The organism is Gammaproteobacteria bacterium (assembly GCA_041395725.1).
Lineage (GTDB): Bacteria > Pseudomonadota > Gammaproteobacteria > Pseudomonadales > Pseudohongiellaceae > NORP240.
Genome location: JAWKZW010000001.1, coordinates 2,685,149 through 2,699,450, shown reverse-complemented (window position 1 = coordinate 2,699,450; position 14,302 = coordinate 2,685,149). Strand labels below are relative to the sequence as shown.

The 14,302-nt window shown below is 54.8% G+C and carries 13 protein-coding genes; 3 read left to right on the top strand and 10 right to left on the bottom strand.

Going from position 1 to position 14,302, the window contains the following annotated elements:
- Nucleotides 1–88: 88 nt before the first annotated feature.
- The gene (locus tag R3F50_11785) at nucleotides 89–400 is read right to left on the bottom strand and encodes a hypothetical protein (GenBank protein ID MEZ5490985.1); all 312 of its coding nucleotides are present in this window, start codon (nucleotides 398–400) and stop codon (nucleotides 89–91) included.
- A gap of 501 nt (nucleotides 401–901) precedes the next feature.
- Here R3F50_11785 and R3F50_11780 point away from each other — a divergent pair.
- The gene (locus R3F50_11780) at nucleotides 902–1,318 is read left to right on the top strand and encodes a hypothetical protein (protein ID MEZ5490984.1); all 417 of its coding nucleotides are present in this window, start codon (nucleotides 902–904) and stop codon (nucleotides 1,316–1,318) included.
- A gap of 225 nt (nucleotides 1,319–1,543) precedes the next feature.
- On the opposite strand, the gene R3F50_11775 is transcribed toward R3F50_11780, so the two are convergent.
- From R3F50_11775 to R3F50_11760, 4 genes are all read right to left on the bottom strand, one after another.
- Nucleotides 1,544–2,059 carry a GrpB family protein gene (locus R3F50_11775; protein MEZ5490983.1) on the bottom strand — a complete coding sequence of 172 codons (516 nt, stop codon included), beginning with the start codon at nucleotides 2,057–2,059 and terminating at the stop codon, nucleotides 1,544–1,546.
- A complete protein-coding gene (locus R3F50_11770) occupies nucleotides 2,056–2,205 on the bottom strand; it encodes a hypothetical protein (GenBank protein MEZ5490982.1) in 150 nt (49 codons plus the stop codon). The genes R3F50_11775 and R3F50_11770 overlap by 4 nt, the downstream gene beginning before the upstream one ends.
- A 30-nt stretch (nucleotides 2,206–2,235) precedes the next feature.
- Nucleotides 2,236–2,658, bottom strand: a complete 423-nt coding sequence (locus tag R3F50_11765) for a GNAT family N-acetyltransferase (protein ID MEZ5490981.1) — start codon at nucleotides 2,656–2,658, stop codon at nucleotides 2,236–2,238.
- A 192-nt stretch (nucleotides 2,659–2,850) separates the two neighbouring features.
- Nucleotides 2,851–3,426: a heme-binding protein gene (locus tag R3F50_11760; GenBank protein MEZ5490980.1), complete on the bottom strand. Its 576-nt coding sequence runs from the start codon at nucleotides 3,424–3,426 to the stop codon at nucleotides 2,851–2,853.
- 428 nt (nucleotides 3,427–3,854) lie between these two features.
- On the opposite strand from R3F50_11760, the gene R3F50_11755 reads away from it, so the two are divergent.
- Nucleotides 3,855–5,012, top strand: a complete 1,158-nt coding sequence (locus tag R3F50_11755) for a serine hydrolase domain-containing protein (protein ID MEZ5490979.1) — start codon at nucleotides 3,855–3,857, stop codon at nucleotides 5,010–5,012.
- Nucleotides 5,013–5,160: 148 nt separating this feature from the next.
- Nucleotides 5,161–7,173 carry a 4Fe-4S binding protein gene (locus R3F50_11750; protein ID MEZ5490978.1) on the top strand — a complete coding sequence of 671 codons (2,013 nt, stop codon included), beginning with the start codon at nucleotides 5,161–5,163 and terminating at the stop codon, nucleotides 7,171–7,173.
- Between the two features lie 95 nt (nucleotides 7,174–7,268).
- On the opposite strand, the gene R3F50_11745 is transcribed toward R3F50_11750, so the two are convergent.
- From R3F50_11745 to R3F50_11725, 5 genes are all read right to left on the bottom strand, one after another.
- Nucleotides 7,269–8,687 (bottom strand): M20/M25/M40 family metallo-hydrolase, encoded by a 1,419-nt coding sequence (locus R3F50_11745; protein MEZ5490977.1) that lies wholly within the window; start codon nucleotides 8,685–8,687, stop codon nucleotides 7,269–7,271.
- Nucleotides 8,688–8,949: 262 nt separating this feature from the next.
- The gene (locus R3F50_11740; protein MEZ5490976.1) at nucleotides 8,950–11,262 is read right to left on the bottom strand and encodes a dynamin family protein; all 2,313 of its coding nucleotides are present in this window, start codon (nucleotides 11,260–11,262) and stop codon (nucleotides 8,950–8,952) included.
- A 290-nt stretch (nucleotides 11,263–11,552) separates the two neighbouring features.
- Nucleotides 11,553–12,017, bottom strand: coding sequence for a nuclear transport factor 2 family protein (locus R3F50_11735; GenBank protein MEZ5490975.1), 465 nt, complete (start codon nucleotides 12,015–12,017; stop codon nucleotides 11,553–11,555).
- 181 nt (nucleotides 12,018–12,198) lie between these two features.
- Nucleotides 12,199–13,485 carry a helix-turn-helix domain-containing protein gene (locus tag R3F50_11730; GenBank protein ID MEZ5490974.1) on the bottom strand — a complete coding sequence of 429 codons (1,287 nt, stop codon included), beginning with the start codon at nucleotides 13,483–13,485 and terminating at the stop codon, nucleotides 12,199–12,201.
- 447 nt (nucleotides 13,486–13,932) lie between these two features.
- Complete coding sequence (locus R3F50_11725) at nucleotides 13,933–14,268, bottom strand: TraR/DksA C4-type zinc finger protein (GenBank protein MEZ5490973.1); 336 nt, start codon at nucleotides 14,266–14,268, stop codon at nucleotides 13,933–13,935.
- Between the last annotated feature and the right edge of the window lie 34 nt (nucleotides 14,269–14,302).

Genomic DNA, 14,302 nt, shown 5'->3' with positions numbered 1-14,302 from the left:
GGGCACTCATGCCGGTACCAGGCCGAGCGGTCCCCGGCCGCCTTCCCTGGCAGACTCTCATTCTTAATTTTTTCTACCTGTTGTTGAGTCAGGCGTCGTTGAACAAGCCCATCTGCGGTGGCGCCCGCTCGGGAGAGAGCTGCGCCTGGGAATCTTCGGACTCCTTCTTGCGCAAATGTTCCAGAATCTGCCGGATCACCGCCGGGTCTTCCTCGCGTGCGATAATCCTTACCGGGCTCTGGCATTTCTCGCAGGGTTCGATGTCTATGTTAAACACCCGCCTCAGGCGCTGGGCCCAGGTCATGGCGGCATGGCGTTCGGCAGGTTTTTTATCTTCCGGGTGGGAGCGGTCTTTGTTCCTGTTGCTACCCTTGCCTCGCCCTGCCGGGGTGATCGGCACACGAGAGGTAATGCCGGAAACTTAATGTCCGGCAACAATACTTGCCGGAGCCACTGCGGCGAACTTACACAAGGGCACTTTCAGTCTGTCCGATTTTCTCCCCAAAGCAGTCATTCCCATATGCATATTCTAGAAATCCCTAACTTCTGCTTCAGGTCGATAGCCGCCATTAAGCCGATCTTGGATCTTTAACGGTTACGTATTAACAGAATGGTCCGTTCCAATCCAAAAGCTGAACCGGTCAAAAATGAAACCCCGTGACATTATCGGGTCGCCCCTCTTTGGGGCATGAAACTCGCTGTTGACCCTTGTGAGAAATTAGCAATCCTACAAAAATTCGATAGATACCGGCCCCCAAAGCGGACGTGCCGGCTTATATTTCTTCTATGCTAAACTCTCTCGCCAGTAATCTATAAAAAACAGGGCCCGCCTGTGGGAAAGCTGTTCGAGGAGTTAGCGCGCTGCAAGGTCTTTCGGGCCACCTCGGATTATCCTGTTTCTATGAAAAACTCTATCCGAATCATTCTGCTGCTGGCCGGATTTACTGCCCTCTATCCCGTTGCCGTTCAAGGCAAAGAGTCAGCAATTACCCAGGCGACTGCCTATGTGATAAGAGGAGAGCCCATCAATGTGGAAGCCGTCGCAATCAGCGACGATCTGAGCCCGCAGAAACCCCTCACCCTGCTGATATGGCGGTCTGCGAGTCGACGCTGGACTGCCCTTGGCTCCAGTCATTCGACTCGTGAATCGGGTTTCACTAAAGTGACTGGCAATAGCGTGTTGTTTACTTATACGGATACTCAGTCTCTGGACCCTGGCGCCACCTATTTCGGTACCACCCGAAGCTGTACAGCGAATGGAATTTGCCCCCTTGATGTGGAACCTGATGCAGCCGTGCGCGTCATTATTGCGTGGTAGCAGGTACGACTGTTGCAAGAGATTGTCTTCCCCGCTCCAGGAACCTCTGATTAATGCCTCAGACGCGCCAATTACAAATTTGTGGGTACAAAAAATCGGGGACAGATTCGATTAGCTCAGCCAGAGCATCCGGCTGTTGTACCACCAGCCCTAGCGCTTATGCTGTACAACCTTGTTCAATGACATGGTGTTTAATCAGTGCAAGCCAGCAGTAAGCGTCACCCGTCAGCTGCCTACGATCCAATTTAGAGCTTCAGCCTCGTAAAATTTTACAAAACCATCCTTGCCAGCGCAGTAGCCCTCATTGTCATTCGCAAATTCTGCCGCCAGACCGGCTTTCAACCGACCGTACTGTGCAGCGATCTCAGCGTGTGCAATGAGGTAATCCCGAAACGCCAGGTGCCGGCGTATATGAGTATCGCCTCTTTTAAAAGCATGGATATGATGAGTGCGAGCCGACCTCCCTTTTCTAAAGTACCTGCGGCCCGGGATCCCGAACTCACCCATCGCTTCATAACCCAGTTTTTCCAGACGGTCGGCCCTCTCATCCAACTCAGGCAATGAAGACACCTCCAGCAGGATATCAATAATCGGTTTAGCCCTTAGCCCGGGTACAGCAGTGCTTCCTATATGATGCGTGGAGACAACAATGGTGCCCAACCGGCTTTCAATTTCTGAACGCTCCCTGGCAAATTTTCCTTGCCAGCGAGAGTCGAATTCCTGGATTACTATCCGGTTCATTTCAGCAGAGCATCGGCAGCCAGCAGGGCAGTCGCAGACCGCTTGGCTTGAGTGCTCGTTCTTATCAGCACATTCAGAAGATGCAACGCCACTACAACAACAGCCGTCCTGGTGATCTCAGAAATAGTGACGAACTGTTCCAGCATCTTTTTCTCATCCTGTCAAGTGCCACTTGATTAATAGAGCCGCTGTTTAATAAAAGAAACCAACTCAATACCCTCTTTGGCAAGCCAGCGCTTCTGTTCGCAAAAGCCCAAACGCCGGTACAAGCCAAGTGCAGGTGTATTTGCAGCAGCTGTCTGTACTTCTACCGTTTGCCATTTCAGAGCTGACAGAACGTGATTCACTAAACCACTGCCAATACCCTGGCGAAACAGTGCCGGAACGACTGCCAGGCTTGAAATCTGCAACGCTGAATTGTCTTGCCGTACTTCGACTACCCCGGTCAAACCGCTTGAGTTTCTGCAACCCCAGAACAGTGTATCGGAACGTCTGATATCCCGACAGGCTCTGCGCAGAGGGGGAAAGTCAGTAGCACCTATGAGTTCAGCTTCTACCCGGTAAGCGGCCTGGAATAAGGCATGGATCTCGGCCGCCACGTCCTCTCCCTTGTGACTCAGCAACTCTATCAGTACCTGGTTCTCCACACCGCCACTCCCGCCCCGATACGATTGCGATTGCGATTGCGATTGCGATTGCGATTTGATTTGATTGTTCTTCCCTGCATTCTCTGATGTATGCAAAGCACTTGCAAAAGTAACACTGTCGCACTGGCACTCACTGCCCATACTTCAGAATTCAGGGTATTTGTTCACCTCGACCATGACTTCATTGCGGCGCATAAAGGGCAGTGAGAAAGGGGAATTGTAGGCGGCGCTGACAATATCGCCAAGCGGCGTTATTCCGGCAGCTTCAAGGGCACGTAACAATGCCTGCTCGTGTTCACGCAGGTTGCGCTCGCTCCAGCGCCCCGAGTACCTTAGCACGGCCACTTTTTTTGCCGGGATTGTACGTATATTGACCTGCGAATTGGTCGGCAGGGGCACGGAGGACTCAGTGAATTCGCTGGGCACCACGAATGCCACGGACCAACCTCCATCGACAGAAGACTGCTGTACCGGCGCTGTCATCGCTATTTTCTGGCTCACTGCCTGCTGCTGTACCGGTGCGGTCATGGCAATCTTAGCCTGGGAAGTATTGTCACCGGAAATGTAATCAAACAGCCGCATAAACCCCCGGTTAGCTGCCTTATTACGCCGCTCCTCGCCCGTTACCACGGTTTCGGCAATCAGATAGGTCTCGTACTGGCGGTATTCGACGCCATTGGCCTCTGCAATGATTGTAAAGGCAGGTTCTTCCAGCGCCATAAGCGGGACTCCTGATAGCAAAAAAAAGACGGTAGCTACTACTAAGCGAAACATAAACAGATACTCCAGGATGCGGGCTGCATAACCTAGTTACGCTGCAGCGGGCGAACCGGATGACAGTGGCTCATAGCCAGCGGCAACACCTGGCGTGCTGCCAGCGATACTGGACAAATACAGGCTGCAAGGATACCTTTTGTCTACTTGCTTTTTTATTCGCCCTGCGGCTCCATCTGTTTCACTCTATAAGTCCGCAGTAAGAATGTTGCACAGGTAAGGCGGAATTTGGTTTCAATCGGAGTACAAACATTATGCCTCCTATCTCCCCAGTTGCTGTTTCGCGCGCATTGCTGGCTGTATGGTTGTGCCTGTGCAGTAGTTTTCTAGCCGCGCAGGATATTCCCTGGGCAGACAGTGCCGAGGAAGTAGGGATGTCAACTGCACGGCTTGAACGGATTAACGAGGTCATTCAACGGCATATCGAAGCCGGCAATATTCAGGGCGCAGTCACTGCAGTTGCCCGGCGTGGCAAGTTGGTGCATCTTAAAGCACACGGCCTGATGGATGTCCCGGGCAATCGGCCCATGCAGGAGGACAGCCTCTTCATCATGATGAGTTCCACCAAGCCGGTCCTGGGGGTTGCCGCGATGATGATGATCGAAGAGGGCCGTATTCGCCCCACCGATCCCGTCAGCAAGTGGATTCCCGAATTTGCCACGATGGAAGTAGCCGTATTACACACGCCCCTCGACCAGAACATTAGTCCGATTCGAGTGGACCCTGAAGATATTCCGCCCTATCGACTGGTACCCGCCGCCCGTGAGATCACCGTACACGACTTGCTGACGCACACATCGGGGCTAGCGTCCGGCGGCCTGGGCAGCGCGATCACAGCAAGCAATGGCATCAGCAGTCGTCGATCGCTGGCTGAAAACGTGCCTGAGTACGGGAATTACATTCTGGATTTCCAACCAGGGTCTCGCTGGCAGTACAGCGCTGCAACAGGTCTGGATGTAGTAGCGCGCATAATAGAAATAGAATCAGGTCTGCCCTTCGATCAGTTTGTTCGTGAACGCATTTTTGAGCCCCTGGGTATGAACCATACCTGGTGGAATGTACCTCAAGAGTTCCAGAATAACCGCGTCGTTATTGTAGACCGGGACATGGCGCCCTTCTTCAAGTCACCCCCCAGTACTTATTTCTCAGGCTCTTATGGGTTGAATAGTACAGCAGGGGATTATATGCGGTTCGAGCAGATGCTCGTGAACGGTGGTGAGTTGTTTGGAAATAGACTACTGAGCCCACGGACAGTTCGCATGATGTCCAGCAACCAGGTGAAAGATCTGTACCAGGGCATTTCCCGACGGGTCGAAGGTCAGGGATTCGGTTATACTGTGGCTGTTACCGAAGACCCGATTGTCGGCAATCAACGCCGCAGCGAGGGCGCATTCGGCTGGGGTGGCGCCTTCGGCACGCGGACCTGGAGTGATCCTGAAGAAGAACTGAGTGCGGTCATCATGCTCCAGCAACCATTCGGCCCGGCGCAAAGCGACTTCGAGAATGCCGTACAACAGGCGATTATTGAATAAGACCCCCTTGATTAAATACCTGAGCCGACCATTTACACAAAACTCTCACTGGAAAAGCTGTCAGGTGTCTTCTAAACCAAAACTCTGCCAGGGCGGTCTATCGCATACCGATTGATCCCTGGCGGATGGAAGTACTGGATCCTGGATAATGGCACGTCAAACACGCTCTCTGCTTCTTTTAACGTGCCTGGTCGCCCTCGTTCAGGGTCTCGCTCAACCGGCGGCGGCTCAATCCGGGGAGGCAACAGCCACCCCTTTTTCTACTGATGTACAGATTCCGTGGCTGCACGAGGTGCTGCCGGGAGTCGAAGAGTTTGGTGCGAAACAGGGTGAACCGCCCATCTGGCCGGGATACCGCACCAACCGCGAGAGCCGCGAGCAAGAACTGGTTGGCTATGCCTTTCTGAGTGCTGATGCGCCACCCGTGGAACCCGGTTACAGTGGACCGATCGATATGCTGATCGGGGTCGACACCAACCTCAACATGACCGGCGTCAAAATCCTTGACTACAACGAAACCTACCGCCGGACAAAGGGGGATTTTCTGGCGCGCGAAGAATTGCTGAGCCAGTTCCGCAACAAGTCCCTCCGGGATGACTTTCAGATAAGTCGCGACATCGATGGTATTGCCGGATCTACCGTTAGCGTCTTTGCCATTGCCCGCGGTGCGCGCAATGCCGCCCGTCGCATTGCCGAAGCCTATCTCGATTTTGATCCGACCGATCCGGTGCAGGAGGCACGCAAGGTACGCATCGTTCAGGCTATGAGCGAGTACAGCTGGGAGCAGATGCTGGCAAACGGTATGGTTCGGCAATTGAAGGTACCACTTCCGGACGGCGAGAATATCGTATTTTCTTTCAGCTATATGGGGCATCCAGGGCTGGGGACATTCTGGATCGGCGATGACAATTATGCCCTCGCCGAACGGGCAGCCAGCGCCTACCCGGCTGGCGAGGAAATGCTGCTGGTTGCGGTCGGCGGCAGCGCTGCCAGCGAGTTCCGCTACGATCAACTGCAGTTCAACCAGGACAACGGCCGAACCCTCAGTCGGTTTCGGCGGTTCAGCGCCGAGAGTTTCGTACCGGCCGGTAACGCCGACTCCGGCATGATCGCGGGACACGCCGACTTCGCCGGCGCTATCGTATTGCCGCGGAGCCTCGATATCACCCAGCCTTTCACGCTGGCCTACCGGCACCTGGGCACCGCTGAGCGGCGCGCTATCGAATTTCAACCGGCAGGGCTGGGTATGCAGTTGGCGCGCGGGGAAGACGTGCTCAACGAAGAGGAAATCGCCGCTATCCTGCGGGCCGAGAACAGCCGGGTGCAACAGTTCTTTGACCAACCCCCTTGGGGCCTCACGCCCTGGGCCAAGGTCGCCGTTCTGCTGTTGATACTGGCATTGGCGATGACAGCTTTCCTGCGCAAGAGTGACACATTGCGCTGGACAACCCTGACGGTAACGGTGGCCTATCTGGGCTTCATTGACAGCGGCTTCCTGTCCATTTCTCAGATCATCAACACCATCAACCAGGGCCCTGGCTTTCTGCTCAGCAACCTGCCCCTGCTGCTATTCGTAACTTTCACTGTGGTCACAACGCTGCTGTGGGGTCGAGTGTTCTGCTCCTCGCTGTGCCCGTTCGGGGCCGTACAGGATTTCATTACCCGCTTTGCTCCCAGGCGTTGGAGGCGCCAGGTATCTCAATCAATCCATAACAAGGCGCTGAAGCTGAAGTACTTCATTCTCGCCCTGATTATCGGAACGACGCTGGCGGCTCCCGAGGTGGCGATTTTCCAGTACTTCGAGCCGTTTGGCACACTGTTCTTCCTGAATGGCGCGTTGATTCTCTGGGTGATTCTGGTTGCCATCCTGGCAGCCTGTTTCGTCGTTCCCCGATTCTATTGCCGTTATGCCTGTCCGCTCGGGGCCGCGCTGGCCGTGGCCTCGCTGGCAAGCCCTCTAAGAATCAGGCGCGTACCCCAGTGCACTTACTGCATCGTCTGCGAACGCGCCTGCCCTACAGGAGCCATCCAGCGGGACAGGATCGACTTCAAGGAATGTGTGCGCTGCGATGTGTGTGAGATCAAGCTGATCGAAAAGGCCGGGTCCTGCCAGCATACTATGAGCCGCATTATCGCCTCGACGCATAATGGCGCGAAATAGTCTCAGCTCCCCGGGGTTCCATCCAGGGTTGAGCTGACACGCGGCCCGATGACTGTTTACAGACCACAGGCATGCGCGCAGCTGCTTGGGTACAATTATTCGCTGCTCAGCGTTTTGGTCAGACGGTATAAAAAATCATAGCCGCCATAGAAAGACTCCTTCAGCAATCGCTCATCCTGACCATGAATGCGCATATCGTTGCGATCGACAAACAGGCCGGAAACCCCGTAAGTGGGTATCCCCGCGTTGCGCATCTTTGCGCCATCTGTGGCCCCGGTGGACATGATAGGTATCACCGTGATACCCGGCCACATCTGCTCGGTTACCCCCTCTACGGCACCGAGGATTTCCTCAGTCAGCGGGGAAGGATCGGACAGGCCTCCGCCACCGCGGTAGGCCACTTCGAGGTCCGGGTTGTCTACCACCTCGGTGAGAGTCTGCAGAACATCCTGTGGGTCCGAGCCGGGCATCATGCGCACGTTGACAGTGGCCACTGCCGTTTGTGGCAGGGCGTTGGATGCGTGACCGCCGTCCAGCAGAGTGGCTACCGCCGTGGTTCTCAACTGGGCGTTGATCGCAGCTTCACTCGTCAGCCTCCTCAGTGAGTCTTCCGGAATGGGGTCCCGCAGCAGCGACCTGAAATCGTCCGCCCGCTGACCACTGTTGATTTCCGCCTGACGCTGGTAGCTCATGCGCATGGTGTCTGTCAGTTGCACCGGGAATTCGTAGTCTCTAATCTTCAGCAGCGCTTCGGCCAGATCGTAAATGGCATTATCCGGGCGCGGCAGTGACGAGTGGCCGCCTGGATTTCGCGCTGTCACCTGGAACGTGGCAAATATTTTCTCCGCCACCTGGATTGTGTTGGCCAGAGGCTTGCCGTCCAGTAACTGCCCATAGCCGCCTTCGTTGATGGCGAAAGCACCGTCGATGAGGCCCCGGTGGTTATCCAGCAGCCAGCGGATGCCGTTGCTGCCACCGCTTTCCTCGTCGGAAGTCAGTGCCACCACGATGTCGCGGTTGGGTACAAAGCCTTCACGCTTCAGGCGAATAAGATTGGCGATAAAGATGGCCGACATGGCCTTGTCGTCAATTGTGCCCCGGCCATAGAAGTAATCCTCATCCTCGTTGAGAACGAATGGATCCAGGTTCCAGTCTGCCCGTTCGGCTTCTACCACATCGATATGGGCCATCAGAATCATCGGCCGTTGCTGGCCCGTGCCGCGATAAGTGACAACCAGATTGCCCTTGTGTGGCAGAGGGCCGGCGACAAACACATCGTCAGCTGAAAACCCGGCAGCCGCCAGCCAGGCCGCCATGCCTTCTACCGCGATGGTGTTGTTCTGCTCCGAAGCGGTAGTCTTGTATTCAATCAGCTCCTTGTAGACCTCGTAGGCCAACTGACGATCGTCAGCAGGAATTACGCGGCTACCCTGGGCGCTGGCAAGCGGCACCGTAACCGCCAGGAAGAATACAATTCCCAACGAAACCCGGCATGATCTGGACAGATGATTCATTATCTACTCCTGCCTTTACTTGATGAATCTTGTTTGTGTTGTGCGCGTTGAAAGTGTCGAGGCCATTATAGGCATACTTCGCCTGACAGGGTATCCAGGTGCAACTGGACTGCGGGACCTGTGGTGGTGGGGACGTCCAGAGAGGACGACAAGGTCTTGTCAGCCTGGCTGTCAGCTGCTTCAGCAGATTTGTTACCCGCCTGCCCTCTGGACGGGCAGCAGGGCGAGGCCGGCCCGAACGGACCGGGCCTCGTGCTGGAGGTTACTTGTTGGCGATACCGCTCTCTTCTTCATCGGGAGTGAACTCCTCAGAATCGGACCAGTCCTCTATGACCACACCGTCCTGCTCCTCGGAGTTCTGCGTCTCGCTGGGTCTTACTGAGCCGCTTTCTTCTTCACCCACGGTTCCGGCCATACTGCCGTCCGGGGATTCTGCGGCTTCTGTCTGCATGTCTGCATCGGCCTCCACGTGCGGCTTCTCTTCAGGCCCGGAAAGCTGGCCTTCCCCATCAGCAGCAGCTTCTGTTTGGGTAACAAAATCAGCAGCAACGCTACCGAGACTGCCAAAAAACCGTTCGGCGGCAGCATTGATACCTTCCAGATCTTCGAGCACCTGCTCGCGGACTTGCAGTTTTCTCTCGTTTTCACGGATATCCGCCATCACGGAAGCCTTCAGGTTTGATACTTCCTGCTGCAGCGTGCCGGTGTAACGGCTGATGTACTGCGTCAGGACCTGATCCGCGTATTCCTTTAACACCGCCTGCAATCTTTCGCTGGCAAAGCGCTTGCAAGTGTCCTGCAGGTACTCGACGCCAGAGCCCTGCAGCCGCTTGCGTTTCCTGGCCGCTGAAATCGGCTGCTGGCCTTCGGTACCGAAGAGCTGCTGGCGCACCTTGATGTCATTTCTGAACAACAGCTTGTCCAGGAAGCTGTGGTTAATCGGTACTGCCTCGAAATTCAGCTCCATTTCGGGCAGGTTGACATCTGCCGCCTCGCCCAGGCTGGCCAGCAGTTCACGCACGGGCTTGTTGACGCTAAGGCCGGCATCACTCATCTTCTGCGACAACGCTGTACTGAAGCGGCCACCGCCATTGGCGCTGTCGAGCATGGCTCGCAGCTTTTCAACGGTATCCTCCGCGTCCTGGCGCACGCCCTGCTTCAGGAGGGGCCTGATACGGCTGTCGAGCAGATTCTGCCAGCTTTCATCACTCTGCATCCACTCGTCCAGGGCTATCTGAAGTGACTCACCGTGGGCCAGAAAAGACTCCCCTGCCTCACTGAACAGGCGATCCTTTTCCTCACCCAAATGCGCGAAGTTAGCCGACCAGTCGGTCTTCTCCAACTCCTGCAGGGAATCGATAAGATGCCTTTCCTTATAGATGTCAGCATTCAGGCCTTTACAGGCCTCTTTCAATTCTTCCGCGATCTCACTGGCCGAGGCCTGGATCTCCTCCTCGACAAGATCTCTCGCGGTCCTGAGCGTATCCACCATGAAATCGTCAAGGTAGTCACTACTGTTCAGGTAGCCGGTAAGGTCGTCAAGGAAGCGGTCGAAGCCGTCACTTTCAGCTCCGGCATCGCCCTCTCCGTTGATTTCGGGATCGGTTTCAGGCGCCTCTACACTGCTCTGCAGGCCTGCCCGCAGGCGTCGGGAGGCTGCCTTCAACAGATCAATGGAATAAATATTAAGCCGTCCCCTGTCGATGGCTTCCTGAATGGGTGCACTGATAGACAGTGACTGGAAGGCCTCGATGACCTTTTCTGGATCAGACCCCTCCAGGCTGACCGTCAGCGTGCCATCCGGCTGCAGGTCCTGCTTCGACGAGTCGATGTTCGAAACCAGAAAAATCTGACTGAAACAGCCAAGCAACTCTTCGAACTCCTCAAAGACCTTTTCAAAGAACAGGTCATCGGTCTTCACCACGAAAATCGCGCAGGCGGCGGTATCCCGAAAATCCTTTGTCATCTGGTCATAGCCGAACTTCATACGACTGTAGAGCCCCGGGGTATCTACCAGCACGGTGCCGGATTCTGCCAGGTTTGGGGCCGGGAGCTGCACTTCAAGCCGGCGTATCGCCTTCGGGTGGTGGATCGCTGGATCGAAATTTTCACCAACCTTTTCAGCTTCACGGATGGCCTCGGCAAGATCGGCATAGTCCTGCATAATCGCGGCTTTCATTGCCAGGCTGTCCGGAAAATCTCGCTCTGCCCCTTCGTAAGTGGTGGCCTGGAAGTGGTTCTGTTGCCCATCCTTGACATAAACCAGGGCTGGATAGGTTGGAAGACAGGATACTTCGCTGACGTATGCCCCGCTGATCGCATTCATCAGGGTCGATTTACCGCTCTTCAGGGGACCAAAAATCAGAAGATAGGCATGTTGGTTGGCAATCTTCTGCTGTAATGCCCTGGAACGGGTTTGCACGCCCTGGAGCCGGGTGGCGATTTCTCTCAGGCCGGCAAGACCCGCCTCGCCGGACTTGTCTGTCAGATTAACAATGGCTGGCTCGAGCCGGGCAATAAAAGGGTCAAGCTCGCTGGAGAACTGCAGGCAGAAATTCTTTAATTTCGTTTTCATAGTAACGGGTTTCTCACTGGCTTCTGTAAATTGGGAGGATTAGCCTGGAGCGAAAATGCTGTCTTCTCTGCCACGGCGCCGGCCGATTGCTGCCAGATTGAGCGGATTGACTCACGTCCGGCACGTGAGCAGAGTCAATTATGAAGAAAGCTCAACTGTCCGAAAGCACTAACTCTCAACTAGTGATATCGACAACAGACGCCGAGGATGCAGATTTTTTCTGTAACAGTTTGGCACGTTACGGTGGCCCGGACTCATCGACCTCCACCACTGACACCGACCGGTGCGGATCAGCCTGGTTCCATGGCGATTGTGTAGTCGTACCAGTCGACAATCTTACCGTCCCTGATGAAAAAGACCCCGACACCGTGCCAGGTCTTGATGGCGAAATCCGAAAAGTAGTCGATCCGCTCGTTGATTACCATCGGTCCGCGCGCGAAGGTTTCGAGCACCTCGAAGCGGTCAACATTATTAAGGATAGTCTGAATACGGGCTGACACGGCGTCGCGGCCATCGGCGAGCTCCGTCGTTTCGGTCATCCGATACGCGCCATCATCAGCAAAAAACGCCATGATTGTTTCGAGATTATGGCCCGGCCACGCCGCACAAAAGTCATTCACGAGCTGTACATTCGCCTGCTCACCAGCGCTCAGCTCCGCTGCCCTGGCCTGGCGTGTCAGGCCGGCGAATGCCATAGCGCCAGCGCCCATCGCCAGAAAACCCCGACGGTCAAATTCCGGTACTTTAATTGCCATGTCTTATCCTCCACTCAGTCTGTGCCTGGTTTGCTCTCACCACAATGGACCGGCCCTGGCATCGTGAGAGGCGCCAAGCGCTCCGGCGCCAGTTCTTATCGATCCGTTTGGGTCCTGTATAGAACCTGTTTAAGAAACCTCTGATTAATCCTCATTGATCTCCAGTAGTCAGAAGACTCCACTACAGGTGAAGCCTCGCCGCAACCAGGATATCAATCAGGTCTGGCGGGCTCGAGCCAGATCGACTGCAAATTTGTTCGACCCGGTTGATCCGTTGATAGACCGTGTTGGTGTGAATATTGAGGATATCAGCCGCCTTTTTCGCGGACATCCGACAATTGATATAAGTATTCAGCGTTTGCAACAGCACCCCCCTGGCCCGCTCATTTTCCTCGATCAGCGACTCTACCCAGGCTGGCTTCATTCGGTAGGCTGTGCGGCTGGCATTGCTTACCAGATGCTCTAGCAACGAGATTGCATTGTACCGAAGGACAGGTTTCTCAACCGAAGTCTGCTCAATTGCCATAAGTGCATCTTTATAACTACCGGAGACGGAATTCAACCCTTGCCGAAGTGCACTGATGCCAATCCTGCAGTTGTTTTCAGACAGCCAGTCGTGAATTGCCGGATCAAGAGCCCGTTCCAGCTTTCGATCTGCTTCGCCAGTGGCGGCCAGTAGGAATATCACATCACCGTGCCGTATTTCCGCCAGTCGATGGGTGCAGAGGGGAAAAAGCAGTTTCTCCATTCGGCGCCGCATCTCATGCAACAATTCGTAATCATGGGCGGAGGAACCCAGCCCTCTTGCGACGACAGTGACAAAGTCTGCTTTGGGAGTCAGGTTAAATCGGGCGGCACTTGCCACGAGTTCCGGGTCATCGGGATAGCGAATCAAACGATCAACAAACTCGGCTCGCGCAGTGCTGTCTGTGAGCTCCAGCCTCCGGGTCTCTTCGTAGTAGGCATCCGCTACGATCGAACTGATGTGATTGATATATTCGAAACTGAAAACGCTCAGTGCCATCATCAATCGCCATGATTGTTCCGGCATCGAGTTTTCATCGAAAGTCAGCGCATCGCACAGCGTCATCCAGCACACCCGTTGACCAATCCGGTAGCCGTGCAGGGTCGCTGCAAGGGGGAATTTCTGCCTGGCCCGATGAGCACCGTGCCTGGCGACAAAATCAAAGTCCGGGTAGGAGATATCGAAATCGTTTTCCACTACGCTGATCAGTGCTTCCGCATGGGACTCGTAGTGGGCCTGACCCCGCTGCAGCTCTTCAGCCGAGCCGGACGCCAGCAATTTTGCCAGCTGCGGCACCTCTCGGAGATTCGCCTTTTTAGATTCCTCGACTATGTGGTCACGCGACTTCCTGACATGCGCCACGACTGCAGGTCGCAGTGGACTATTCAGCACATCCTCACGCCACGTACTCAGATTTGCCGCACTCAAATTGTTCGATTTCACACTGACTCTCTTTCTGTATGAGGAATACCCCCATTGTTCTGCTTGAGAAAAGTGGTAATTTACATTCTGCTAGCTCAAAGGTCAAAATGATCCCACTCATAGATCCTGCCTCAGAGCAGACTGGTTGAAAATAAGCTCATGCCAAAATATCACTCTCCGGAATACCTCGATCAGGCGATCAGACTGATTGTAGAAGTTGGGCATCCGGTAGATTTCGTTTCCAGCAGACTGAATATCTCCAGCGAAGTATTAACGGCGGCAGTTTCTCAGTACGAATCCAGGCGCGCTCAGCCGGCTTCGAACCGTGATAATGAGATGACACAGGGATTCAGCGTGAAAGCCGGGCTATTCAATATCGCGCGCCGGCGATCTTTATAACGCATACCCTCCACTCCCAGGCTCAGAAATAATGCGTAGCGTATAGGCCTCCTCGATATTCAACGCTGCTCAGTCGGTACACCTGATACAGCGAGCAGCTATGGGATTGACAGAAAGTCTCCCGACGGCTATTTCATCACCGCAGGCAGCGCAAAGCCCGAACTCTCCGTTTTGAATACGAATCAGGGCCGCTTTTATTTGAAGCTTTTCCTGCTTTCTGCGGCGCTCGGCTTCCAGGGCCATTTGCTGTCCTTGAAGGGCATCCATGCGAGACAGCCTGCCCACACTGCTTTGATCGAGAACTACAGTCCCAGTGGACGCTTTCGCCATTGAATCCAGTTCATCGAGATCGGACTGCATTTTCAGCAGTCTGGTTTGAAACTTCTCCAGATCAAGGTGAGCCATAGTCAGTCGCTGTTTACAGGTGTCCACAGATCTT

Coding starts and splice junctions, on each gene's coding strand:
- R3F50_11780 (MEZ5490984.1), top strand. CDS start 902: ATGAAAAACTCTATCCGAATCATTCTGCTGCTGGCCGGATTTACTGCC.
- R3F50_11775 (MEZ5490983.1), bottom strand. CDS start 2,059: ATGAACCGGATAGTAATCCAGGAATTCGACTCTCGCTGGCAAGGAAAA.
- R3F50_11770 (MEZ5490982.1), bottom strand. CDS start 2,205: ATGCTGGAACAGTTCGTCACTATTTCTGAGATCACCAGGACGGCTGTT.
- R3F50_11760 (MEZ5490980.1), bottom strand. CDS start 3,426: ATGGCGCTGGAAGAACCTGCCTTTACAATCATTGCAGAGGCCAATGGC.
- R3F50_11755 (MEZ5490979.1), top strand. CDS start 3,855: ATGTCAACTGCACGGCTTGAACGGATTAACGAGGTCATTCAACGGCAT.
- R3F50_11750 (MEZ5490978.1), top strand. CDS start 5,161: ATGGCACGTCAAACACGCTCTCTGCTTCTTTTAACGTGCCTGGTCGCC.
- R3F50_11745 (MEZ5490977.1), bottom strand. CDS start 8,687: ATGAATCATCTGTCCAGATCATGCCGGGTTTCGTTGGGAATTGTATTC.
- R3F50_11740 (MEZ5490976.1), bottom strand. CDS start 11,262: ATGAAAACGAAATTAAAGAATTTCTGCCTGCAGTTCTCCAGCGAGCTT.
- R3F50_11735 (MEZ5490975.1), bottom strand. CDS start 12,017: ATGGCAATTAAAGTACCGGAATTTGACCGTCGGGGTTTTCTGGCGATG.
- R3F50_11725 (MEZ5490973.1), bottom strand. CDS start 14,268: ATGGCTCACCTTGATCTGGAGAAGTTTCAAACCAGACTGCTGAAAATG.